This is a genomic window from Streptomyces sp. NBC_01017, from assembly GCF_045162795.1.
Lineage (GTDB): Bacteria > Actinomycetota > Actinomycetes > Streptomycetales > Streptomycetaceae > Streptomyces > Streptomyces machairae.
Window position 1 is genome coordinate 3,164,923 of sequence record NZ_CP108683.1, and the last position, 24,458, is coordinate 3,189,380.

At 70.2% G+C, this 24,458-nt stretch carries 15 protein-coding genes; 6 read left to right on the forward strand and 9 right to left on the reverse strand.

Annotated features, from left to right (window positions below):
• The first annotated feature begins 7 nt into the window (after positions 1–7).
• Entirely contained in the window at positions 8–1,963 is a 1,956-nt protein-coding gene (locus tag OG331_RS14520; protein ID WP_406195965.1) for an alpha-glucuronidase, read from the forward strand.
• Here OG331_RS14520 and OG331_RS14525 read toward each other — a convergent pair.
• Genes OG331_RS14525 through OG331_RS14545 form a run of 5 tightly spaced genes read right to left on the reverse strand, consistent with a single transcriptional unit; the run spans position 1,957 to position 8,232 of the window.
• Positions 1,957–3,969, reverse strand: coding sequence for a beta-galactosidase (locus OG331_RS14525; RefSeq protein ID WP_406195967.1), 2,013 nt, complete (start codon positions 3,967–3,969; stop codon positions 1,957–1,959). The genes OG331_RS14520 and OG331_RS14525 overlap by 7 nt on opposite strands.
• Positions 3,966–4,649 carry a hypothetical protein gene (locus OG331_RS14530; RefSeq protein ID WP_406195969.1) on the reverse strand — a complete coding sequence of 228 codons (684 nt, stop codon included), beginning with the start codon at positions 4,647–4,649 and terminating at the stop codon, positions 3,966–3,968. Before OG331_RS14530 ends, OG331_RS14525 begins: the two co-directional genes overlap by 4 nt.
• A gap of 31 nt (positions 4,650–4,680) precedes the next feature.
• Positions 4,681–6,336, reverse strand: a complete 1,656-nt coding sequence (locus OG331_RS14535; RefSeq protein ID WP_406195972.1) for an extracellular solute-binding protein — start codon at positions 6,334–6,336, stop codon at positions 4,681–4,683.
• A 37-nt stretch (positions 6,337–6,373) separates the two neighbouring features.
• The gene (locus OG331_RS14540) at positions 6,374–7,246 is read right to left on the reverse strand and encodes a carbohydrate ABC transporter permease (protein WP_406195974.1); all 873 of its coding nucleotides are present in this window, start codon (positions 7,244–7,246) and stop codon (positions 6,374–6,376) included.
• Positions 7,240–8,232 (reverse strand): ABC transporter permease, encoded by a 993-nt coding sequence (locus OG331_RS14545; protein ID WP_406195977.1) that lies wholly within the window; start codon positions 8,230–8,232, stop codon positions 7,240–7,242. Before OG331_RS14545 ends, OG331_RS14540 begins: the two co-directional genes overlap by 7 nt.
• 185 nt (positions 8,233–8,417) lie before the next feature.
• On the opposite strand from OG331_RS14545, the gene OG331_RS14550 reads away from it, so the two are divergent.
• Complete coding sequence (locus OG331_RS14550; RefSeq protein WP_406195979.1) at positions 8,418–9,431, forward strand: acetylxylan esterase; 1,014 nt, start codon at positions 8,418–8,420, stop codon at positions 9,429–9,431.
• Here the strand turns inward: OG331_RS14550 and OG331_RS14555 are convergent.
• Together OG331_RS14555 and OG331_RS14560 are read right to left on the reverse strand one after the other, a co-directional pair.
• Entirely contained in the window at positions 9,412–12,681 is a 3,270-nt protein-coding gene (locus OG331_RS14555) for a GH92 family glycosyl hydrolase (RefSeq protein WP_406195982.1), read from the reverse strand. The genes OG331_RS14550 and OG331_RS14555 overlap by 20 nt on opposite strands.
• Positions 12,682–13,040: 359 nt before the next feature.
• Positions 13,041–14,141: a lytic polysaccharide monooxygenase gene (locus OG331_RS14560; RefSeq protein ID WP_406195984.1), complete on the reverse strand. Its 1,101-nt coding sequence runs from the start codon at positions 14,139–14,141 to the stop codon at positions 13,041–13,043.
• Positions 14,142–14,422: 281 nt separating this feature from the next.
• On the opposite strand from OG331_RS14560, the gene OG331_RS14565 reads away from it, so the two are divergent.
• A complete protein-coding gene (locus OG331_RS14565) occupies positions 14,423–15,034 on the forward strand; it encodes a Uma2 family endonuclease (RefSeq protein WP_406195986.1) in 612 nt (203 codons plus the stop codon).
• 82 nt (positions 15,035–15,116) lie between these two features.
• Positions 15,117–17,816, forward strand: a complete 2,700-nt coding sequence (locus OG331_RS14570) for a SpoIIE family protein phosphatase (RefSeq protein ID WP_406195988.1) — start codon at positions 15,117–15,119, stop codon at positions 17,814–17,816.
• Here the strand turns inward: OG331_RS14570 and OG331_RS14575 are convergent.
• Both OG331_RS14575 and acnA read right to left on the reverse strand, forming a co-directional pair.
• Entirely contained in the window at positions 17,813–19,381 is a 1,569-nt protein-coding gene (locus OG331_RS14575) for a sensor histidine kinase (protein WP_406195991.1), read from the reverse strand. The two genes, OG331_RS14570 and OG331_RS14575, sit on opposite strands and share 4 nt — an antisense overlap.
• A 220-nt stretch (positions 19,382–19,601) precedes the next feature.
• Positions 19,602–22,319: an aconitate hydratase AcnA gene (gene acnA, locus OG331_RS14580; protein ID WP_406195993.1), complete on the reverse strand. Its 2,718-nt coding sequence runs from the start codon at positions 22,317–22,319 to the stop codon at positions 19,602–19,604.
• 272 nt (positions 22,320–22,591) lie between these two features.
• Here acnA and argG point away from each other — a divergent pair, with 272 nt between their 5' ends.
• Both argG and OG331_RS14590 read left to right on the forward strand, forming a co-directional pair.
• Positions 22,592–24,037: an argininosuccinate synthase gene (gene argG, locus OG331_RS14585; protein WP_406195995.1), complete on the forward strand. Its 1,446-nt coding sequence runs from the start codon at positions 22,592–22,594 to the stop codon at positions 24,035–24,037.
• Positions 24,038–24,219: 182 nt separating this feature from the next.
• The gene (locus OG331_RS14590) at positions 24,220–24,417 is read left to right on the forward strand and encodes a DUF4236 domain-containing protein (RefSeq protein ID WP_406195998.1); all 198 of its coding nucleotides are present in this window, start codon (positions 24,220–24,222) and stop codon (positions 24,415–24,417) included.
• Positions 24,418–24,458 lie beyond the last annotated feature (41 nt).

Sequence of the window (24,458 nt, forward strand, 5' to 3'; positions counted from 1 at the left end):
GGGTCTCATGCAGGGTGTCGATCCGGCCTGGCTGCCGGACGAGGCGTTCCGGCCGATCGGCACCCGGCGGACGCTGATCCGTGGTTCGGGTCCGCTCGTGGACACGGTCCATGGTGAGGTGGCGGAGGCCTGCGGACGGTTCGGGGGCAGCGTCTCGCGCGACAGCGCGGCGGCCCCCGAACCCGGTCCCTACGACCTGGTGCTGGAACTGACCGGCACCGAGGGCGGCGAGACCTACACCTTCGGACGCGGTGACGGCCGTACGACCGTCACCGCGTCCGGCGCGTCCGGGCTGCTGTACGGCCTCTTCCATGTCGTGCGGCTCGGGGAGGCCGCGTTCCACGGCGGCGATCGTCAACGCGAGCAGCACGCACCGGCGTTGGCACTACGGATGCTCGACCACTGGGACAACGTCGCCGTCCACCCGGTGATGGGCCAGGTGGAGCGCGGGTACGCCGGCGGGTCGCTGTTCTGGGCGGACGGCCGGGCGCGCGGTGAGCTGCTGGGACGGGTGCGGGCGTACGGCAGGCTGCTGGCGGCGTGCGGGATCAACGCCGTGGCGGTGAACAACGTCAACGTGCACGAGGCCGAGGCGCGTCTCCTCACGGACCGGATCGGTGAAGTCGCGCGGATCGCGGGCGCGTTGCGGCCGTACGGCATCCGCACCCATCTGTCGGTCACCTTCGCCGCGCCGATGGTGCTCGGGGAACTGCCGACCGCCGATCCGCTGGACGAGGCGGTGCGGGCGTGGTGGGCCGAGGCGACGGCGCGGGTGTACGAGGCGATCCCCGACTTCGGCGGGTTCGTCGTGAAGGCCGACTCCGAGGGGCAGCCGGGGCCCTTCGCGTACGGCCGCAGCCACGCGGACGGCGCCAATATGCTGGGCGCCGCGCTGGAGCCGTACGGCGGCACCGTGCACTGGCGGGCGTTCGTCTACGACCACCGCCAGGACTGGCGGGACCGGAGGACGGACCGGGCGCGGGCGGCGTACGACCATTTCGTGCCGCTGGACGGGCAGTTCGCCGGCAATGCCGTGCTCCAGGTGAAGCACGGGCCGATGGACTTCCAGGTGCGCGAGCCCGTCTCACCGCTCATCGGCGCGATGCCGCGCACCCGGCTCGCGGTGGAGATGCAGGCCACGCAGGAGTACACCGGGCAGCAGCGGCATGTGTGCTGGCTGGGGCCGCTGTGGAGCGAGGTGCTGCGGTTCCGGCCCGACGGGGTGCCGGTGGCGGACCTGGCCGACGCGATGGTCGCCGTGTCCAACGTCGGTGACGACCCCTTCTGGACCGGTCATCCCCTCGCCCAGGCGAACCTGTACACCTTCGGACGACTGGCCTGGCAGCCGGACGCCGATCCGGGCGCGATCCTCGACGAGTGGATCCGGCTCGCCTTCGGGCCGGGTCCGTCGTCCGGGCTGCACGCGGTGCTCGACGGTTCCTGGCGGACGTACGAGAAGTACACCGCCCCGCTCGGGGTGGGCTGGATGGTGCAGCCCGGTCATCACTACGGCCCGAGCGTCGACGGCTACGAGTACAGCCCCTGGGGCACCTACCACTTCGCCGACCGCGACGGCATCGGCGTCGACCGCAGCGTGGCGACCGGCACCGGGTATGCGGGGCAGTACGCCAAGTGGTGGGCCGAGGTGTACGAGTCGCCGGACACGTGCCCGGACGAGTTGCTGCTGTTCTTCCATCACGTGGCGTACGGGCACGTGCTTCGGAGTGGGAAGACGGTGATCCAGCACATATACGACACGCACTTCGAGGGCGTGGAGGAAGTGGAGGCCGCTCAGCGGGTGTGGGCGGGGCTCGCGGATCTGGTGGGCCCTGCGCGCCACGCGCGGGTGGCCGAGCTCCACGAGGAGCAGCTCCGCAGCGCCCGCGAGTGGCGCGATCAGATCAACAGCTACTTCTTGCGCAAGTCGGGTGTGCCCGACGCACATGGGCGCCGCATCTACTGAAGTCGGAGGACGGCTGTGCCCAGCGGATCGAGAGTCAGCGGCTCCCCCTCCTCGACCCGCTTGCCGGTCAGCATGTCGGTGGCGGTGGTGTGGGCGGTCACGTGGGCCGGCTCCGGGGCGTGGTTGAGGAGGAAGAGCAGACGGGTGCCGTCGGGGGCGACCCGGGTGGCCGTCTCGACCGTCGGCCGGTCGGCGTACGGACCGAGCAGGTCGTGGCGGGCCAGGATCCGGCGGACGACCTTGTCGACTCCGGGTTGGTCCAGGGCGGTGGCGACGTACCAGCCCTCGCCCTCGCCGTACGTATGCCGGGTCACGGCCGGGGTGCCCGCGTAGAAGTCGGTGCCGTAGGTGGCGACCGGCTCGGCGCCGCGCGGCTGCACGATCTCGAACACGAGGCGGGCCTCCGCCTCCAGCTCCGGGATCGGCTGGGCGAACTCCGGCGGCCGGGAGTCCCATTCGTCGACGCGGACGCCCATGAGGGGCGCGAGCGGGCCGGGTACGTCGGTGGGGAAAGCGCGGTCGTGTTCGTCCACCCGTCCCGACAGGAAGGTCGTCAGGACCGTACCGCCGCGTGCGGCGACGGCTTCGAGGCGCTCCGCCAGGTCGGCCTTGACCATGTGCAGGACCGGCGCGAGCACCACGTCGTAGGCCGCGAGGTCGGCCGTCACCGGGACGACATCCACGTCCGCGCCGGCCTCGCGGGCGGCCCGGTAGTAGGCGTGCACCACGTCCGGGTACTTGACCAGCCGGGACGGGCCGTCGGAGATCTCCAGGGCCCACCAGCTGTCCCAGTCGAACAGCAGGGCGGTGCGGGCGGGGGTGCGTGCACCGAGGGTCGAGTCGCCGAGCGCCTCCAACTCCCGTCCCAGGTCCGCCACTTCACGGAACACCCGGGTATCGTCGCGGCCCGCGTGGCCGATGACCGCGCCGTGGTACTTCTCGCAGGCGCCGCGTGAGGCGCGCATCTGGAAGTAGAGGGCGGCGTCGGCGCCGTGGGCGACGGCCTGGAAGGTGGCGAGGCGGAGTTCGCCGGGGCGGCGCAGCGGGTTGACGTCTCGGCAGGCCGTCGTGGACGGCGTCTGTTCCATGAGCCAGAAGGGGGCGCCGTCCTTGAGGCCGCGCATCAGGTCGTGGGCCAGGGCGGGCCACGTGGGAGGGGCGTCGAGGGGCGGGTAGCTGTCCCAGGAGGCGAAGTCGAGGTGGGGCGCCCAGCGGTGGTAGTCGAGGGGGCGGAACATGCCCATGAAGTTGGTGGTGACGGGCGTGTCCGGGTCGTGGGCGCGGATCGCCTCCTTCTCGGCGAGGAAACAGCCGAGGAGGGCGTCGGTGGTGAAGCGGAAGTAGTCGAGGGTGATGCCCTGGAAGGCGGTGTGGTCGGGGCCGCGCCAGTGCTCGGTGAGGGCGCTCGGGGGCTCGATCTCGGCGAAGTCGGTGTAGCGGTGGGACCAGAAGGTCGTCCACCAGGCGTCGTTGAGGGCGTCGAGGGTGCCGTACCTGTCCTGGAGCCACTCGCGGAACGCCTCGGCGCACAGGTCGCAGTAACAGGCGCCGCCGTATTCGTTGTTGATGTGCCAGGCGAGGAGCGCAGGGTGGTCCGCACAGCGCTCCGCGAGCCGCGCCGCCAGTGCCGTGGCGTGGTCGCGGTACGCCGGTGAGCTGGGGCAGAAGTTGTGGCGCCGGCCGTAGCGGTGGCGGCGGCCCTCGAAGTCGGTGCGGTTGACCTCGGGGTGCCGTTCGGCGAGCCAGGGCGGGAGGGCCGCGGTGCCGGTGGCCAGGCAGACCTGGCGGTTCTCGGCGGCGGCGCGGTCCAGGATGCGGTCGAGGACCGTGAAGTCGTAGGTGCCGGGGGCCGGTTGGGTGAGGGACCAGGAGAAGACGCCGACCGTCAGGGTGTCGATGCGGGCCCGCGTGAACAGGCGGTGGTCGTCGTCCCAGACCGGCTGCGGCCACTGCTCGGGGTTGTAGTCGCCGCCGTACGGGATCCTCGGGGTGCGCGGCACGGTCATACCGTGAAGTCCTCCTGGGTCTCGGCGATCACCGGGCGGCTGCTGTGCAGCAGGGAGAGCAGCAGTGGGGCCGCCAGCAGGGCGGGCAGGGCCTCGGTCAGCAGGGCGGTCGACGCGGCCACCAGCACCAGCAGGGAGGCGGCGCCGAGGGTGGCGCGGCCCTGCCGGAAGACGAAGTACGCGGCGAGGCGGGCGGTGTCGCGGCTGCGGAAGGCGAACAGCGAGGTGAGGACCAGCGCATGCGCGCCCCACAGCATGCAGGCCGCGCCGATCGCCCCGAGCAGCACCGCCCACCAGCCGGGCAGCCCGGTGGCGGAGAAGTGGGTGAGAGTGAAGGCGATGACCGCGAGCCAGGCGAGCAGGGGTGTCCACAGGCGCAGGGCAGGGAGGGCATTGACCCGCCAGCCGCGCGCGTAGGTCCGGGCCGGGTGCAGGTCGGTCAGGTCGCCGCTGCGGTGGTGCAGGGCGTACAGGGCGGCGGACAGGGCCGGTCCCAGCGGGAGCAGGCATACGGCGGCGAGGGGCAGGTTGGCCGGGTCGGCGCCGAGGAGGAGCAGGCCGGCGAGTCCGGGCGAGGCGGCCAGGAGCAGCAGGGCCTCGACGGTGACCAGGGTGTGGACCAGGGCGGCGGCACGGGAGAGGGAGCCGGCGCCGAAGCCGGCCGTGGGTACCCCGCTCATGGAGCCTCCTCATGGCGGCCCTGGGCGTGGCTCACCCGTTCTCCTTCGAGAAGCGTTCGTACGCCCTGTTGTGCAGGTCGACGAGCTGGTCCATGTTCTTGGACTTGAGCTCGGTGACGTAGGCGTCCCAGTCGGACATCGGGCGCTTGCCCAGGACGAACTTGAGGGTGTTCTGGGTGACGTGGTCCCTGAGCGGCGTGTCCCAGAGGGTGGCCTGCTCCTGCTCGACCGACTGGAGCGGGTGGGCCGGGTCGATGGGCAGCTGGCTGCGCTCGGTCATGGCGTCCTGGAACGCCTTCTCGTCCGGGCTGAAGGACGAGGAGACCAGGGCCCAGCTGCCGCCGTAGGTGAAGACGCCGTTGAAGAAGCCGTAGTCCTTCTGCAGGTCCTTGGGGGCGTCCGGGTCGGAGCCCATGAGGCTGATGCCGGGCTCCAGTTCGTACCGGTCGCCGGACTCGGTGTACGTGACGTCCTTGACGCCCCACTTGCAGAGCGTCTGCCCCTCGTCCGAGTACCAGAGCCAGTCCACGAACTGCATCATCGCGACGAAGGAGTCGCTCTTGAGGGCCTCGCTGGAGATCATGATGCCGTTCTCCAGGCGGGTGCCGCCCAGGACGACCGGGCCGGCCGGGCCGAGCGGCACGGGCACCATCTCGATCTTGGCGCCCTCGACCTGCTTCTGAAGGTTGTAGCGGTAGTTCTGCACCAGCTCCTGCGGATTGGCGCTGATCACATAGGACTTCTCCGCGAGCAGCTTCTGCACCGCCTGCTCGTCCTGCTGGGTGAAGCTCTCCGGGTCCAGCAGCTTCTCGGCGACGAGTTTTCTCAGGTACTCGACCATCCGCCGGTAGCTGTCCGTCGCGCCGTTGAAGACGAACTTCCGCGCCTTGGTGTCGAAGGTGACGTTGGTGTACGTCCAGCCCGCCTTGACCCCGTGGGCCTGGCCGAGATAGCTGAACAACGCCCCGCACGGGAAGGGGGTGTTGGTGCTCCAGCGGTCGGTCCAGGGGTATGTGTCGGGGTACTCCTGCCTGAGCGCCTTCAGGACCGTGTACACCTCGTCCCAAGTGGTCGGCAGCGTGAGGCCGAGCTTGTCGAGGACGTCCGTGCGGAAGGACAGCGAGTAGCCGGACTTGGCCTTCTCGTGCAGGCCGGGCAGCAGGTAGTACTTGCCGTCGGACTGGCGTATGGAGTCGAGCTCGGGCTCGAGCCTCCACTTCTTCACCTTGGCCCGGTAGTTGGGCATGAGGTGCACGTACTCGCTGACCGGGAGGACGGCGCCCGACGACACGAAGGCGACCTCGGAGGGGTGGTACGTCTTGGGGATCAGGAAGGGGGCGTCGCCGGCGCCGATGAGGACGCTGCGCTTCTTCTCGTAGTCCGCGAGCGGGACGTCCACGGGCTTCAGGGTGATGCCGGTGCGTTTGGTGACCTCCTTCCAGAACAGCCAGTCGCCCTTCAGCGGGTAGACCGGGTTGTTGTTGTGGAGCATCGAGAAGGGGAGCGGCTTCGCGGCCTTGAACTGCTGGCCGGCGCGGTACTCCTTCATCGCGCCGTTCTGCTTCTTCGACAGGTCCTTGGAGTCCCCTCCGTCCTCGCCGCCGCCGCAGCCGGTGAGGGTGGCGAGGCCGATGAATCCGGCGGCGGCGAGGATCTGGCGCCGTGACAGCTGTCCTGCGTTCTTCACGGATACTCCCTTGTTCCGTAATCGAATTGACGAGCCGTCAGCCCTTGACCGCGCCGAGCATCACGCCCGAGACGAAGTAGCGCTGGACGAACGGGTACACGCAGAGGATCGGCAGCGCGGTGAGCACGATGGTGACGGCCTGGATGTTGGCCCCGACCTGGCTGAGCTGCTCGGTGCCGGCGCCCGCGTTGGAGCCGCCGGTGGCGCCCTGGATGAGGTTGCGCAGATAGACGGTGACCGGCATCAGATCCGTCCGGTCCAGGTAGAGGAAGGCGCTGAACCAGGAGTTCCAGAAGGACACCGAGTAGAAGAGCACCATCGTCGCGACGACCGCCTTGGACAGCGGCAGCACGATCCTGAACAGGGTGCCGTACGTACTCAGCCCGTCGATCTGCGCGGCCTCCTCCAGTTCCGTCGGCAGGCTCTCGAAGAAGGCCTTCATCACCAGGAGGTTGAAGACGCTGATCGCGTTGGGCAGCGCGATCGCCCAGACGCTGTTCTTGATGCCGAGGCTGGTGATCAGGACGTAGTTGGGGATCAGGCCGCCGGTGAAGAACATCGTGAACACGGCGATGCCGACGAGCGCGGTGCGGCCCTTGAGGTGCTTCTTCGACAGGACGTAGGCGTAGCAGGTCGTGAGCACCATGGCGACGGTGGTCGCGACGACCGTGTAGAGCACGGTGTTGCCGTAGTTTCGCCAGAACATCGCGTCCTGGAACACGATCTTGTACGTGGTGAGGTTGAACCCCTTAGGCCACAGGGTGACTTCGCCGGCCCGGATCTGCCGCTCCCCGCTGAAGGACCTCGCGATGATGTTGAGGAAGGGATACAGGGTCACGGCCACGACGAGGGTGAGGATCACCCCGTTGACGCCCTGGAAGACACGGTGGGCACGGCTCGGCTTCACCACAGGCTGGTCCCCACCGTGCGGCGCGAGAGCTGGTTGGCGGACGTGATCAGGACCAGGCCGATGATCGCCTCGAACAGGCCGATGGCGGCGGCGTAGCTGAAGCTGTTGGACTCCACGCCGGTGCGGTAGACGTAGGTGGAGATCACGTCGGAGGTCGGGTAAGTCAGCGGGTTGTACAGCAGCAGGACCTTCTCGAAGCCGACGGCCATGAACGTGCCGATGTTGAGGATCAGCAGGGTGATCATGGTGGGGCGGATGCCGGGCAGGGTGACATGCCAGATCTGCCGCCAGCGGCCCGCGCCGTCGATGCGGGCGGCCTCGTAGAGGTCCTCGTCGATGGTGGTGAGCGCGGCGAGGTAGAGGATCGTGCCCCAGCCGGCGGTCTGCCAGATCTCCGAGCCGACGTAGACGGTGCGGAACCACTCGGGTTCCTGGATGAACCGGATCGGCTCGTGCCCGAACCACCCCAGGACGTGGTTGACCGGCCCGTCCGTGGCGAGCATCTGCAGGGTGATGCCGGCGACGATCACGATCGACAGGAAGTGCGGCAGATATGACACCGACTGCACGAACCGTTTCAGCGAGCGCCGGCGCACCTCGTTGAGGAGCAGGGCGAGCACGATCGGGATCGGGAAGCAGAAGACGAGCGTGAGTCCGCCGAGCCACAGGGTGTTGCGGAACACCTGCCAGAAGGTGGGGTCGCTGAGGAACATCTCCACATAGCGCAGGCCCACCCACTGCTCACCGAAGATCGATCCGCCCGGCTCGAAGCGCCGGAACGCGATCACGTTGCCGATCATCGGCAGATAGCGGAACACCAGGAAGAACAGCAGCGGCAGCACGGCCAGCGAGTACAACTGCCAGTCCCGGCGCAGCGCCCGCCGCCATCCGGTGCGCGTCACGCGTCGCTCACGAGGACGGGGTGCCTTGGTCGGCGGCGGCTCCTGGGTGCCGGGCGGTGGAGCCGACGTGATGGGGGTGCTCATGCGATGGGCCTCCCGGTGCACCGAAAGTTTCGGAGTCGTACCGGCAACTTTGCGGCGAGGTTAGGGGCGGGTGTAATGGCTGTCAATGGGACTGACAGGGAAGGGGAATTGCGGAGGTCGACACCGGAGGGAGTCGAAGGTGACGAAACATTCTGATTCAGCAACGCAACAATCGGAGGCCGCCGTTGCCCGCGTTCGACCTGCCGCTGGAGAGCCTGGAACGCCATCGCCCCGACCTCCAAGAGCCCGCCGGCTTCGACGAGTTCTGGCGCACCACCCTCAAGGAGGCGGCGCAGCCCGAGGTGTTGGTGTCGGCGCACCCGGTGACGACCGGCCTACGGCTGACCGAGACCTGCGACGTCACCTTCCGGGGCTTCGGCGGCAACCCGGTGCGGGCCTGGTTCAGCAGGCCGGCCGGGGTGCGCGACCCGCTGCCCGCCGTCGTCGAGTACGCGGGCTACGGTCGCGGCCGCGGCCTCCCGCACGAGCGGCTGACCTGGGTGAACGCCGGATACGCGCATCTGCTGATGGACAACAGGGGCCAGGGCGACCAGTACGGCAACGGCGGCGCCACCCCGGACCCGCACGCCACGGCACCGGGCGGCCCGGGCCCTGCGGTTCGCGGTCTGCTCTCTCCCCGGGACCACCACTACCGCCGCCTGATCACGGACGCGGTACGGGCCGTCGAGGCGCTGCGCGCCCTGCCGGGCGTGGACGGCTCACGCGTCGCGGCCGTCGGCAACAGCCAGGGCGGCGGGCTCGCCCTGGCCGTCGCGGGACTGCTCCCCGACCTCGCCGCGCTCCTGGTCACCGCCCCGTTCCTGTGCGGCATCCGACGCGCCCTCGACCTCACCGACGCGGGGCCCTACGGCGAGATCGCCGCGTACCTCTCGGTGCACCGGGGCACCGAGCGGGCCGCCTACGACACCCTCGCCCACATGGAGGGGATCTCCTTCGCCCGCCGCGCCCACGCCCCGGCCCACTTCGGCGTCGGCCTGCGCGACACGGTGTGCCCGCCGAGCGGGGCGTACGGCGCCTTCAACCGCTATGCGGAACTGTCGGGCGCCGACCCGCGCAAGGAGATCCACCCCTATCCGTTCAACGGCCACGAAGGCGGCGACGCGATGCATGTGCGCCGCCAACTGGACTGGCTGGACGTCGAGTTGAACCCACGAGGCGTCAGCTCACGGCCAGCGTGAACACATGCAGGTCGCTGTCCTCCGGCAGCGTCACGCGTGCGATCGTCCTGCCCGCCGGCGCGCTGAACGGCCGGGTGGCGAAGATGTACGTGTCGACGGGGTCCCGGTCCGCGCCGGCGACGTTCCGGTACGCGGCCCGGGCGACGATCTCGTTGCCGTACTGGACCGTCCCGGCGCCGCCGCCGACGGTCCAGTCCGTGAGGGCGAGGTCGACGGTGTCGCTGCTGCCGTCGGTGTAGGTGACGGTGGCCTGGGACTGCTGGTTGCCGTTCACGCCGCTGCCAAGGAAGGACAACTGGCGTGCCGGGTCCGCGAGTTCGACGACCTGCCCCGCTGCCGAGACATTGTCCGGACGGCCGCTCGTGGAGTCCGGCCAGATGAAGCTGAGCCCGCCGCCGACCGTGCCCTGCTTGCCCGGCGTCAGACCGGCCCCGGCGAGCGCCTGCCGCGAGTAGCTCCAGCCGCCGCCGTCGAAGTCGGCCTCGTCGTGGTCACCGGCGTCGTCGGAGATGCCGGTGTTGTTGTAGGCGGCGAGGAGGGTCCGGGGCGCCGCGACGGTCAGGGAGACGGGCTGTACGTAGGAGGTGTCGCCCGAGGTCACGGTCACGTCCACGTCGTAGAAGCCCTGAGCCACGCCCTCGGCGGTGCTCAGCGTGATCTCCTGTGAGCCGTCGACCACCGTGCCATCGGCCGGGGTTGCCGTGATGCCGTCGGGCACGTCGACCCGGTAGCGCACCTCGGGCCCCTCTCCCCCGCTCATCGACAGGGCGCGGATGCCGACCTTCGCCGTCCCACCGGGCGCGACGGTCGCCGTGGTCGGGCCGACGCCGATCTGGTACGGCTGCTCGCCCTCGCGGAAGGACGGCGGGGCCGCCGACGCTCCCCAGGCGGGGTCGGGCGCACCGGAGAGGGCGTAGTCCAGTCGGCCACCGTCACGTACGAGGGACGCCGACAGCCAAGGACGGTCGCTCGTACGGCCGTTGACCTTCAGGGAGCGGATGTACGGGGCGTCGGCGGCGGCGCCCTCCGCGTGCACGGAGATGTCGTTGCCGTTCGGGCGGTCGATCTCGATGCGGGGGAACAGCGGGGAGGCGAGGACCAGTTCGGCGCGGGACGGCACCTGGGGGTACATGCCGAGCGCCGAGAAGACGTACCAGGACGACATGGCACCGAGGTCGTCGTTGCCGGGGATGCCTCCGGGCTCCGTTGACCACAGCTCACGCATCGCCGCCCGGACCGTCTCCTGTGTCTTGTGCGGGGCGCCCGCGTAGGCGTACAGGTAGGGCACGTTGATGGACGGCTCGTTGTCCAGCTCGGACTTCTCACCGCCGCTGCCGGTGAAGGCCCAGCTGCCGTCGGCGGTGCGGAAGAAGGCGTCGAGGCGTTTCACGGCCTCGTCACGACCGCCCATCGCGGCGAACAGACCCGCCGGGTCGTGCTGGACCATCCACGTGTACTGGGCCGCCGTACCCTCCACGAATCCGTTCCCGGTGGCGGGGGTGAAGCCGGTGACCCAGCTGCCGTCGGCCTTGCGGTTGGCGATGTAGCCGCCGGTCGGGGTGGCGGCGATGTTGAAGTTGTTCTGCCACCACTGGGAGCGGCGGGCGAAGGCCGTCGCCGTGTCCTTCTGCCCTGCCTCGGCGGCGAGTCGGGAGAGGGCGAAGTCGGCGCCGGACATCTCCAGCGTCTCGGCGGCACCGCCCCACGCGTTCGACACGGACGGCATGTAGTGGTGCTTCAGGTACTTGTCCAGGGAGGGGCGCTGCCCGACGGACAGCACCGGCTTGCCGGCCGGCGACAGGTCCTTGTCGGTGGGCACGGTCGCCGCCTTCACCAGCGACTTCAGTGCCCCGCGGAGGTCGAAGTCCGTGCCGCCGAAGGCGCGGATGCCGGCCAGCGCGATGGGTGAGGGGTCGCCGTTCATGACATGGGTGCCGCTCGCGCCCTGCAGCCAGCGGTCCCAGATGCCGCCGTTCTGCTCCGCCAGTTCGTACAGGGACTGGGCGATGTCCGAGCCGACGCGGGGGTTCAGCAGGGTGAGCAGCTGGACCTGGTCGCGGTAGACGTCCCAGCCGGAGAAGGTGCCGTACTGGGCCCGGTGTCCGCGGCTGACGGTGTGGACCTTGCCGTCGGGGCCGCGGTATCGGCGGTCGGCGTCGCTGATGACGTTCGGGTGCAGGAGGGCGTGGTACAGCGCGGTGTAGAAGGTGCTGCGCTCGGCGTCGGTGCCGCCGCCGACGCGGATCGCGGACAGGCGGTCACGCCAGGCGCGGTGGGCGGCGTCGCGTACGGCGTCGAAGGAGCGCTGTGGCGGGTTCTCCGCGGCGAGGTTGGCCTCGGCGCCGGCCCGGCTGACGTACGAGATGCCGACCTTGACGTTCACCGGTCCGGCGCCGGGCGCGAACTGGACGTAGCCGCCGGCGCCCTTGCCCGCCACCGGCCGCCCGCCGTTCGCGAACCCGCCGGTGCCGCCGCTCGCGAAAGTGGACCCGGGGCTGAGGTGATCGTCCTGCCAGGTGCCCGTGGCCTTGAAGGCACGGTCGAAGCGAGCGACGAAGTGGACGGTGTAGTAGGCGCGTCGGCCCTCCGGGTCGAGGTACCCGCAGAAGTTGCCGGACCTGACCGACCCGGAGATCGTGCGCCTCGCCGGATCGATCCGGACCGACGAATCGGTCGACCCCACCTCGGAGTTGGCGGTCCTGACGAGCAGCGAGGCCGGCTTGTCGGCCGGGAAGGTGAAGCGCGCCGAGCCGGTGCGGGCGGTGGCGGTGAGGTCGGCGGTGACACCGGACGCAAGGCGGACCTTGTAGCGGCCGGGCTCCGCGGTTTCGTCGGCGTGAGTGAAGTCGGAGGCGTAGACGGCGTCCTTGGTGTCGCTGGCGGGCGACGAGGCGACCTCGCCGGCGTACGGGAAGAAGGGGATGTCACCGCTGCCGCCCGCGCAGCCGGTACCGGACATGTGGGTCAGGCTGAAGCCCCGGATGCGGGTGGCGTCGTAGTGATAACCGCCGGGCGCTGCCGTGCGGGTGGCATCGCCTCGGGTGTTCTCGGGGCTGAAGGAGAACATGCCGAACGGGGTGACGGCGCCCGGGAAGACATTGCCGCCGTTCCGGGTACCGATGAGGGGATCGACGTACGGGGTGGGGTCCTGGACCAGGCCCGGGGGTGCGGTGGTCGCCGCGAGGGCGGGGGTGGCGCCGGTGACCGCGAGAACGGCGGCCAGCAGCAGGGACGTGGGACGGAAGCGCATGACGCGGCCCCTCCTCCTTCGGACGGGTCGCGCACCACAGGTCGCACAAGCCGCAGGGACAGTAGCGTGCGCCACGCGTACCACGGAAGAGCGCCTGCGGGCGCCATGGCACGCAGCCGGGGCACCCGAACGGCTGAGCAGGCCAACTGAGTTGACATCGTTGTCCGTTGAGGCGGTAGAGTCATGTGCAGACCAATCGACAACGTTGTCGCATCACGGCAGCGCACAAGCCACGCACCATCCGGACGGTCCCACTTCCCCCCCTCGGGCCCGTCCGGCTCGCGGACCCGGTGGACGGCGGCTCAGCGTCCACCGGGTCCGCCCGGAGCTACGGCCTCCGGCGGATCGGGCCCCGGGGTTCAGCCCACCCGGCAGGGCAGAGTCGTCGCACTGTCGCCGCCTGAGCCGGAGACGACGTAGCCGAATGTCGTGCTCTCCCCCGGGTCGAGGGAGCCGTTCCAGTCGGCGTTGTGGACCATCACGTCCTGGCCGGTGTAGGTCGCGCTGCCGCTCCAGAGGCTCTCGACCTTCTGGCCGGCCGCAAGGGTCCAGTCGACCATCCAGCCGAGCATCGGGACGTCGCCGCTGTTGGTGACGGTCACCTCGGACTGGTAGCCGCCTGACCAACTGCCGGTCGTGCGGCGGGCGGCGGAGCACTCGCCGGGCACCGGGTCGGTCGGGTTGCCGGGCTCCTTGATGCCGGTCACCTCGCCGTTGCCGCCGTCGAAGACGATGTCGGAGCAGGAGTAGAAGGTCTCCGCGCTGTCCGAGCGCTGCCAGACCATGTAGACGAGGTGGCGGCCCGACTTGTCCGCCGGAAGCTGCCCGCTCCAGGAGTAGTTGGCCTCGACCGTGCCCGGGGAGCCGTTGAGCGGCGGGTGGTCGACGCTCAGGAAGGGGCGCTCCTCCATGTCGTCCCAGGTGAGGGGCTGGGCCGGGTCGAAGCCGTCCTTGGTGATGTAGACGTGGAACCAACCCGGGTGCGCCGCCCAGGCGTTGTAGGCGAAGTCGACCGTCGCGCCCGAGGTGAGGTGGGTGAGCGGCCAGTCCTTGCTCGGCGTGTTGAAGCCGGTGAAGTTGGTGTTGCCTCCGCTGCACAGCTCGCCGTCGGGCACGAAGCCACGGGTGCGGCCGGCGCCGTCGGAGCGCAGCACGGAGAACCAGTTGTAGAACGGCGTGGTCCCGCTGACCTGCTGGGCTGCCCGGCAGGCCGGGTTGACGGGCTTGATCTCACCGGTGTCGGTGAGGCCGTCCTGCCAGCACAGGAAGGTGCGGCTGCCCGGCTTCATGGGCGTGCCGTGAGCCTCGGCCGCGCCGCCGGTGCTCATGACCAGGGCCACGGCCGGGATGGTGGCGAGGAGGGAGATCAGGACGAGGAAGAGGGCTTTGGTGCGGGTGGGACGGGTTAATCGGCGGGGTGGTGGGGTGGTGGCCCCCAGGTCATGGGTTGTCAGGATCATGACAGTAGAGTCCGTTCCTTCAGATACGGGCCGTGTGGATGCGTGTGTGGGGGTGCGGCTGCCGCGTGCGGTCACGCGGGGCGGGAGCGGTCCGGGCGGCGGGTTCCGGTCCACCGACTATGGGAGCGCTCCCACCCCGTCTGTTGCGGAAGGTAGCGCCGGGGGGCGTGGTTGTAAACGCCTCTCGCCATCGTCAGTGGCACGCCATGGCATCGCCGGTCCGTGTGACGGCACCCCCGTGCGTACGATCACGTCGCGCATCGGGGTCCACGCTGGCGTCCATGAGAGGAATGACCACACCCCAGCGGGGACCGGCCACCGAGCAGACCTGGATGTTCCCTCCGGCCGACGGCTGGAGCTTCGACCAGGTCAAGGACTTGGAGTCGCCCTTCGACTGGGAACTCGTGGACGGAGTGATCACACCTCGAGCGTGGACCAGGCTCTGGCACAACTACGTACGCCACGGACTGGCGAGGGCTCTGAAGTCCGCCCGGACCGAGTCGTACAGGGTCGTTTGCGCACAATGCGTCATGGTCGACGACCGCAACACCCCCAAGCCGGACCTGATCGTCTTCGACCGCACGGGCTTGGACTTCTTCGAGACCGAGTGCGTCCCCGTCAAGAAGGTCATCCTCGCCGTAGAGGTCGTCTCCCCCGGCTCCCGCCAGGACGACCGCGTACGCAAGCCCGCCCTCTTCGCCGCGCACCGGGTCCCGTACTACTGGCGCGTGGAACTGGACAGAGATCAGAAGCTCGCGGTGCACGAGTACTGGCTCAACGCGGACACCCTCACCTACTTCCCCGCGCCGTCGCATCCGGTGCACCACGACAAGCTCGGCACCGAGCTGCCGTTCCCGATCGGGATCGACCTCGACGCGCTCGTGGGGTTCTGACCTGGCCGTACACCCTCCCACGGCCCGTCCACCGATTGGACGGCCATAGCCACCTTGCATGAGCAGTGCTACAAATGCCCGCATGGCGGAGCGTTTCGTCCGTTTTGGGCGCCACTCCCTTCGGTCACTGATCGGCAAGAGCCCCCGAAGCGTCGCCGGACAGGTTTTCGTGCTGCAAGTGGCGCTCGTAGTGCTGCTCGTGGCCGGCGCCGTCGTCGCGCTGGTTCTGCAGTCGGATCGGGACACCAAAGCGGAGGCCAAGCGCCGCTCCGTCGCCGTCGCGCAGACCTTCGCGCACGCTCCGGGCGTCGAGGCGTCGCTGCGGACGGCTGACCCGTCACGCGTCCTTCAGCCACTCACCGAAGCGGGACGCAAGGCCGCGGGCGTCGACTTCATCGTGATCATGGACACCAACGGCATCCGCTACACCCATCCCCTCCCGGACCGGATCGGCAAACGGTTCGTGGGCCGGATCGAGCCGTCGCTGGCCGGGAAGGTCTACACCGAGAGTGTCCAGGGTCCGTTGGGCGACGAGGTGCAGGCGACGGTTCCCGTCCACGACGCGGCCGGCAGGGTGACCGCCCTCGTCTCCTCGGGCATGAAGGTCGAGAACGTGACCAGCCAGGTGTACCGGCAACTGCCGATCATCCTGGGCGCCGGGGCCGGCGCGCTCGTGGTGTCGACCGGCGGGATGGCGCTGGTGGGCCGGCGGCTGCGGCGGCAGACCCACAGCCTGGCCCCGGACGAGATGAGCCGCATGTACGAGCACCACGACGCGGTGCTGCACTCCGTGCGGGAAGGGGTGCTCATCGTCGGTGACGACGGGCAGCTGCTCCTCGCCAACGACGAGGCCAGGCGGCTGCTGGAGCTGTCCGCCGACGCCGAGGGGCGGCACGTCCGGGAGCTCTCCGGTCTCGACCCCGAAACGGCGGCCCTACTCGTCTCCGGGCGCGAGGCCACCGACGAGGTGCACATCGCCGGGGGACGCCTGCTGGCGGTCAACCAGCGGACCACGGACCGTGGCGGAGGCCCCAGGGGAACAGTGGTGACGCTCCGCGACACCACCGAGCTCCAGGCGGTGTCCGGCAGGGCGCAGCTCGCACGTGAGCGGCTGGATCTGCTGTACGACGCGGGACTGGGCATCGGCACCACCCTCGACGTGATCCGCACGGCCGACGAGCTGGCGCAGGTCGCCGTCCCCCGCTTCGCCGACTTCGTCACCGTGGACCTCGCCGACGGCGTCGTGCACGGGGACGAGCCGCCTCCCACCGCGACGGACATACGACGCGTCACCGTGCGCGGCATCCGCGACGACCATCCGCTCTACGAAAAGGGCCGGCTGATCGACTTCCTGCCCTCCACACCCCAGGGACGCGGCTACGGCACCGGCCGCTCCGAGCTGGTGACCGACCTGTCGACCGCGACGGACTGGCACGAGCAGGACCGGGAAACCACCCGGGACATCCTCGAGTACGGAATCCACTCGCTGATCACCGCCCCGATCCAGGCTCGCGGGGTCGTGCTGGGCATGGCCAACTTCTGGCGCGCCAAGGGGCACGACCCCTTCGACGAGGAGGACCTGTCGCTGGCGGAGGAGCTGGTGGCCCGGGCCGCCGTCAGCATCGACAACGCCCGCCGGTACACCCGCGAGCACGCCCTGGCGGTCACCCTCCAGCGCAGCCTGCTGCCGCGGGCCCTGCCCGAGCAGAGCGCCCTCGACGTCGGCTACCGCTACATCCCGGCGCAGTCGGGCGTGAGCGGTGACTGGTTCGATGTGATTCCGCTGCCGGGGAGCCGGGTGGCGCTGGTCGTCGGCGACGTGGTCGGCCACGGCCTGCACGCCGCCGCCACGATGGGACGGCTGCGTACCGCGGTGCACAACTTCTCCACGCTCGACCTGCCGCCCGACGAGCTGCTGAGCCATCTGGACGACCTGGTGGGCCGTATCGACCAGGACGAGTCCTCGAGCGCGGACACGGCCGCGGAGATCGTGGGCGCCACCTGCCTGTACGCGATCTACGACCCCACGAGGCGCCGCTGCGTCATGGCGCGAGCGGGGCACCTGGCGCCGGCGCTGGTCCACCGCGACGGCAGCGTGACCTTCCCCGAACTGCCGGCCGGGCCGCCCCTCGGCCTCGGCGGCATGCCGTTCCAGACGGCAGAGCTGGACCTCGACGAGGGCTCCCAGCTCGTCCTGTACACCGACGGCCTCGTGGAGGACCGCGCGCGGGACCTGGACGTGGGCATGGAGCTGCTGCGCAAGGCGCTGACCGGCCACCCCGACCGGCCGCCGGAGGAGAGCTGCCAGGCCGTGCTGGACGAACTGCTGCCCGGGCGGCCCAGGGACGACGTCGCTCTCCTCATCGCGCGCACCCGGGCGCTGCCGCCGGACCGGGTCGCCGACTGGGACGTGCCACGGGATCCGGCCGCGGTGTCGGGGATGCGCGAAGCCGTGTCCGGGAAGCTCGCGGAGTGGGGCCTGTCCGAGCTGGACTTCGCCACGGAACTCGTACTGAGCGAGCTCGTCACCAACGCCATCCGCTACGGCTGCGGGCCGATCCACGTGCGGCTGATCCGCGACCGCACGCTGATCTGCGAGGTTGCCGACGCCAGTAGCACCTCCCCGCATCTGCGGTACGCCGCGACGACCGATGAGGGAGGCCGGGGCCTGTTCCTGGTCTCGCAGATGACCGAGCGCTGGGGCACCCGGTACACCCCGCAGGGCAAGGTGATCTGGGCCGAACAGGCACTGCCGGAGATCGCCCCGGACGACAGGGCCTAGGGCCGGAGGGCGGGCAGCGCTGCCGGGACGGACGGGCCCGACACCGTGGCCGGCGGCGGTGGCCCGGCTCCCGCGGGCGGCAGTTCGATCGTGAACTCCGTACGGCCCGGCTCGCTCTCCACGTCGAGACGGCCGCCGTGCGCGGACACGATGGCCGCCGCGACGGCGAGGCCGAGGCCGGAGCCGGAGCCGCCGTTGCGCGGGCCGCCGCGGGCCCGGGAGGTGTCGGCGCGGGTGAAGCGGTCGAAGACCTGTGGGAGCAGGCCGGGCGGGATGCCCGGGCCGTCGTCCAGGATCCGGATCGCACAGCGGCCGGCACCGGTCTCGACGGAGGCGACCACCGTCGTGCCCGGCGGGGTGTGGGCCCGTGCGTTGGACAGGAGGCCGGCCACCACCTGACGCAGCCGGGCCTCGTCGCCCAGGACCAACGGGGTGTCGTCGAGGCGGAGTTCGAGCTGCCATTCATGGTCTCCCCCGGCGGCCCGCGCGTCCCACACCGCCTCCGCGACCAGCGCCGCCACATCCACCTCGGCGGACTGCAGGGGGCGGCCCTCGTCCAGCCGGGCCAGCAGCAACATGTCCTCCACCAGACCCGTCATCCGGGCCGACTCTGCCCAGACGCGGCGCCAGGCGAGCATCGGCTCGATCCGGTGGATGCCGCGGTTCATGAGTTCGGCGTACCCGGCGATCGAGGCGAGCGGGGTGCGCAGTTCGTGACCGGCGTCGGCGAGGAAGCGACGCATGCGTTCCTCGGTGCGCCGGCGGGCGGTGAGGGAGGACTCGACGTGGTCGATCATGCGGTTGAGGGCGGCGCCGACCTGTCCGGCCTCGCCGGCGGGGTCGGTGTCCGCGGCCGGGACGCGTGTGAGGCCGGTGACCTCGCCGCGGTCGAGCGGGGCGCGGGAGACCTCGGCGGCGGTGGCGGCGACCCGGCCGAGGGGGAGCAGTTGGCGTCGTACGACCACGGTGCAGATGCAGCCCGCCACGAAGAGCCCGGCCACCGCGACGGCCGCCTCGGCGACGACCAGTCGGCCGATCATGCGCTGCACGTCGCTCATGGGCAGCCCGGCGAGGACGCGGACCCGCCCGCTTTCGACGACGGTGAGCCGGTAGGTGCCGAGCCCCGGCACGGTCCGGGTGTGCCGGGAGCCGTCCGTCGCGATGTCCGCCAGGGCCGCGGTCTGCGCGGCGGCGAGGCCCTTCGGTGCGGCGTCCTGGCTGACGACCTCGGCGGCGACGATCGCGCCGTCCTCGTCGAGGCGGGCGGCGAGCATGCCGGTGGCGTGGCCCTTGTCGTTGAGGAAGCCCAGGCCGTCCGCGTTCTCCGGGTGCAGCGAGGCCCCGTCCAGGCTGCGCGAGGCGGCCGCCGCGACCCGGCCGTCCAGGTCGCCCATGAGGTAGGCGCGTTGGATGAAGGCGGTGGTCAGCGTCATCGTGGCGCAGACGAGGACGAGGGTGACGCTGACGAGGACGAGCAGGCGGGTGCGCAGCGAGCGGGTGCGCACCCGTGGGCGGTGCACGCAGGTGCGCCCCTGAGGTCGGTTGCGGAGCGGGCGCAGGCTCATCTCCCGTCCTCCACCCGGACGCGGCCGTTTCGGAACCCTGCGGTGCCAGTCATGTCCGGATCGTGTCCCGGTCCGCTGAGGGAACGCTGTGTTCCACCTGAGGGTGGGTGATGACCTGGGGTTTCCCGGCGCGGACAGGGCGAAGGGCCGCACCCCCGTCGCCGGGGATGCGGCCCTCGCAGGGCCGTCGACTGCCCTGCCGTACTGCCTACTTGACCGCTTACTTGCGGATCAGGGAGCGCAGCACGTACTGCATGATGCCGCCGTTGCGGTAGTAGTCGGCCTCACCGGGGGTGTCGATGCGGACGACCGCGTCGAACTCGACGCCCGTGTCGGTGGTGACCTTGACCGTGCGCGGCGTGGTGCCGTTGTTGAGCTCCTCGACACCGGTGAAGGAGAAGGTCTCCTCGCCGGTCAGGCCGAGGGCCTCGGCGGACTGGCCCTCCGGGAACTGGAGCGGCAGGACGCCCATGCCGATGAGGTTCGAGCGGTGGATGCGCTCGTACGACTCGGCGATGACGGCCTTGACGCCGAGCAGCGCGGTGCCCTTGGCGGCCCAGTCGCGGGACGAGCCGGAGCCGTACTCCTTGCCGGCCAGGATGGCCAGCGGGGTGCCCTGCTCGATGTAGTTGCGCGAGGCGTCGTAGATGAACGACACCGGGCCGTCGGCCTGGGTGAAGTCGCGGGTGTAGCCGCCCTCGGTGCCCGGCGCGATCTGGTTGCGCAGGCGGATGTTGGCGAACGTGCCGCGGATCATGACCTCGTGGTTGCCGCGGCGCGAGCCGTAGCTGTTGAAGTCGCGGCGCTCGACGCCGTGCTCCGTGAGGTACTTGCCGGCCGGGGTGTCGGCCTTGATGGCGCCGGCGGGCGAGATGTGGTCCGTCGTCACCGAGTCGCCGAGCTTGGCCAGGACGCGGGCGCCCGTGATGTCGGAGACCGGGGTGGTCTCCATCGTCATGCCCTCGAAGTACGGGGGCTTGCGGACGTACGTCGACTCCGCGTCCCACTCGAAGGTGTTGCCGGTCGGGATCGGCAGCGCCTGCCACTGGGCGTCGCCCGCGAAGACGTCCTGGTAGGACTTGTTGAACATGTCCTCGCCGATGGCGTTCGCCACGACGTCGTTGACCTCGGCCTCGGAGGGCCAGATGTCGGCCAGGAAGACCGGCTTGCCCTCCTGGTCGACGCCGAGGGCGTCGCGCGTGATGTCCACCTTCATGGAGCCCGCGAGGGCGTACGCGACGACCAGCGGCGGGGAGGCCAGGTAGTTCATCTTGACGTCGGGGTTGATACGGCCCTCGAAGTTCCGGTTGCCGGAGAGGACCGAGGTGACCGCGAGGTCGTGGTCGTTGACGGCCTTGGAGACCTCCTCCGGCAGCGGGCCGGAGTTGCCGATGCAGGTGGTGCAGCCGTAGCCGACGAGGTTGAAGCCGACCTTGTCGAGGTACGGGGTCAGGCCCGCCTTGTCGAAGTAGTCGGTGACGACCTTCGAACCCGGGGCGAGGGTGGTCTTGACCCACGGCTTGCGGGTCAGGCCCTTCTCGACCGCCTTCTTGGCCACCAGCGCGGCGGCGACCATGACGTACGGGTTGGAGGTGTTGGTGCAGGAGGTGATGGCCGCGACGGTGACCGCACCGTGGTCAATCTCGTAGGTCGAGCCGTCGGGGGCGGTGACGGTGACCGGGTTCGACGGGGCGCCGTTCGGGGCGACGGCCGGCGCGTCGGAGGCCGGGAAGGACTCCTGGCCCGCCTCGTCCACGGAGTCGACGTAGTTGCGGACGTCGACCTTGAACTGCTCGGCGGCGTTCGCGAGGACGATGCGGTCCTGCGGGCGCTTCGGGCCGGCGATGGACGGGACGACCGTGGAGAGGTCCAGCTCCAGCTTCTCGGAGAAGTCCGGCTCGGCCTTCGGGTCCAGCCAGAGGCCCTGCTCCTTGGCGTACGCCTCGACCAGCGCGAGCTGCTGGGCGTCACGGCCGGTCAGCTTCAGGTACTTGATGGTCTCGCCGTCGATCGGGAAGATCGCGGCGGTGGAGCCGAACTCCGGCGACATGTTGCCGATGGTGGCGCGGTTGGCCAGCGAGGTGGCGGCGACGCCCTCGCCGTAGAACTCGACGAACTTGCCGACGACACCGTGCTTGCGGAGCATCTCGGTGATGGTCAGCACGAGGTCGGTGGCGGTGGTGCCGGGCTTGAGCTCACCGGTCAGCTTGAAGCCGACGACGCGCGGGATGAGCATGGAGACCGGCTGGCCGAGCATCGCGGCCTCGGCCTCGATGCCGCCGACGCCCCAGCCGAGGACGCCGAGGCCGTTGACCATGGTGGTGTGCGAGTCGGTGCCGACGAGGGTGTCGGGGTAGGCCTGGCCGTTACGGACCATGACCGTGCGCGCCAGGTGCTCGATGTTCACCTGGTGGACGATGCCGGTGCCCGGCGGGACGACCTTGAAGTCGTCGAAGGCGGTCTGGCCCCAGCGCAGGAACTGGTAGCGCTCGCGGTTGCGGCCGTACTCCAGCTCGACGTTCTGCGCGAAGGCGTCGTTGGTGCCGAACTTGTCGGCGATGACGGAGTGGTCGATGACCAGCTCGGCCGGGGAGAGCGGGTTGACCTTCGCGGGGTCGCCGCCGAGCTCCTTGACGGCCTCACGCATGGTGGCGAGGTCCACGACACAGGGCACGCCGGTGAAGTCCTGCATGATCACGCGGGCCGGCGTGAACTGGATCTCCTGCGACGGCTGGGCCTGGGAGTCCCAGCCGCCGAGGGCGCGGATGTGGTCGGCGGTGATGTTCGCGCCGTCCTCGGTGCGGAGGAGGTTCTCCAGCAGCACCTTCAGGCTGTAGGGGAGGCGTGCGGAGCCCTCGACCTTGTCCAGCCGGAAGATCTCGTACGACTCGTCGCCCACCTGCAGCGTGCTGCGGGCGTCGAAGCTGTTCGCCGACACGACAGTCTCCTTCATTGATGTGCGCGTACCACCACGATCCTGCCGCGACGACTACTTGGCCGATCCGCTAAGGTAAGGCTAAGTTAGGTAACCCTTACCATCAGACCGGCGGCGCCGCGCGGCTGCGGTGCACCTCGGCAGATATCTCGATGTCGAGATAACTCTAGTACATAGGGCCGGGATGGTCATGCCCAGGGCTTCGGCATGCCTCCTTTCCCTGGGTTCCACGGGCCCCCATTGCATGACCATGCGCAATGATGCATACTCTTCCTATGAGCAAGGTCCTCACCTCCCTCCCCACCGGCGAGCGCGTCGGCATCGCCTTCTCCGGCGGCCTCGACACCTCGGTCGCGGTCGCCTGGATGCGCGACAAGGGCGCCGTCCCGTGCACCTACACCGCCGACATCGGCCAGTACGACGAGCCCGACATCGCCTCGGTGCCCGGCCGCGCGAAGGCCTACGGCGCCGAGGTGGCGCGCCTGGTCGACTGCCGCGCGGCACTGGTCGAGGAGGGGCTGGCGGCGCTGACCTGCGGCGCGTTCCACATCCGCTCGGGCGGACGGGCGTACTTCAACACGACGCCGCTCGGCCGCGCGGTCACCGGCACCCTGCTCGTGCGCGCGATGCTCGAGGACGACGTCCAGATCTGGGGCGACGGCTCGACCTTCAAGGGCAACGACATCGAGCGGTTCTACCGCTACGGCCTGCTCGCCAACCCGAACCTGCGGATCTACAAGCCCTGGCTTGACGCGGACTTCGTGACCGAGCTCGGCGGCCGCAAGGAGATGTCGGAGTGGCTGGTCGCGCATCAGCTGCCCTACCGCGACAGTACGGAGAAGGCCTACTCCACCGACGCCAACATCTGGGGCGCCACCCACGAGGCCAAGACGCTGGAGCACCTGGACACCGGCATCGAGACCGTCCAGCCCATCATGGGCGTGCGGTTCTGGGACCCGTCGGTCGAGATCGCCGCCGAGGACGTGACGATCGGCTTCGAGCAGGGCCGCCCGGTCACCGTCAACGGCAAGGAGTTCGCCTCCCCCGTCGACCTGGTGATGGAGGCCAACGCGATCGGCGGCCGCCACGGCCTCGGCATGTCGGACCAGATCGAGAACCGGATCATCGAGGCCAAGAGCCGCGGCATCTACGAGGCGCCCGGCATGGCCCTGCTGCACGCCGCGTACGAGCGCCTGGTCAACGCGATCCACAACGAGGACACCCTCGCCCAGTACCACAACGAGGGCCGGCGCCTGGGCCGCCTCATGTACGAGGGCCGCTGGCTGGACCCGCAGGCGCTGATGATCCGCGAGTCGCTGCAGCGGTGGGTCGGCGCGGCCGTCACCGGCGAGGTCACCCTCCGCCTGCGGCGCGGCGAGGACTACTCGCTCCTCGACACCACCGGCCCGGCCTTCAGCTACCACCCGGACAAGCTGTCCATGGAGCGCACCGAGGACTCCGCGTTCGGCCCGGTGGACCGGATCGGCCAGCTCACCATGCGCAACCTCGACATCGCAGACTCGCGCGCCAAGCTGGAGCAGTACGCCGTGATCGGCCTGATCGGCACCGGCAGCCCCGCCGTCGGCGCCGCCCAGGCGGCCGCGACCGGTCTGATCGGCAGCATGCCGGAGGGCGGCGCCGAGGCCATCGCCTCGCGCGGCGAGGTCTCCGAGGAGGACGCGCTGCTGGACCGCGCCGCGATGGAGTCCGGCACGGACTGATCGAGCACGAACGGATCGAGCACGGACTGATCCGGCACGAGGGAACGGACCACCGGGAGGCCGGCTGGGCGCTGTGTGCGCCGAGCCGGCCTTTTCGCTGCCCCGCTCTTTCCGACATGCCATCAGTTCGCCAAGTCGGGGTAACCGAGAGGTACGCATCACGACCCCGAAGGGAGGCGTCCATGCCCCTCACATTCCGCAAGAGTTTCCGGATCCTGCCCGGAGTGCGGCTGAACATCAACCGGCACTCCTGGTCCATCACCACCGGCGGCAAGCACGGGCCGCGCCGTACACACAGCAGCACCGGACGTCATACGACATCAATGGATTTGCCCGGACCTTTCGGGTGGCGTCGCACCCGTAACGCCAGGAGGCGTTGACGGCTCGTCACCCGAATGGCCCCCCTTGGGATGTGCCATCT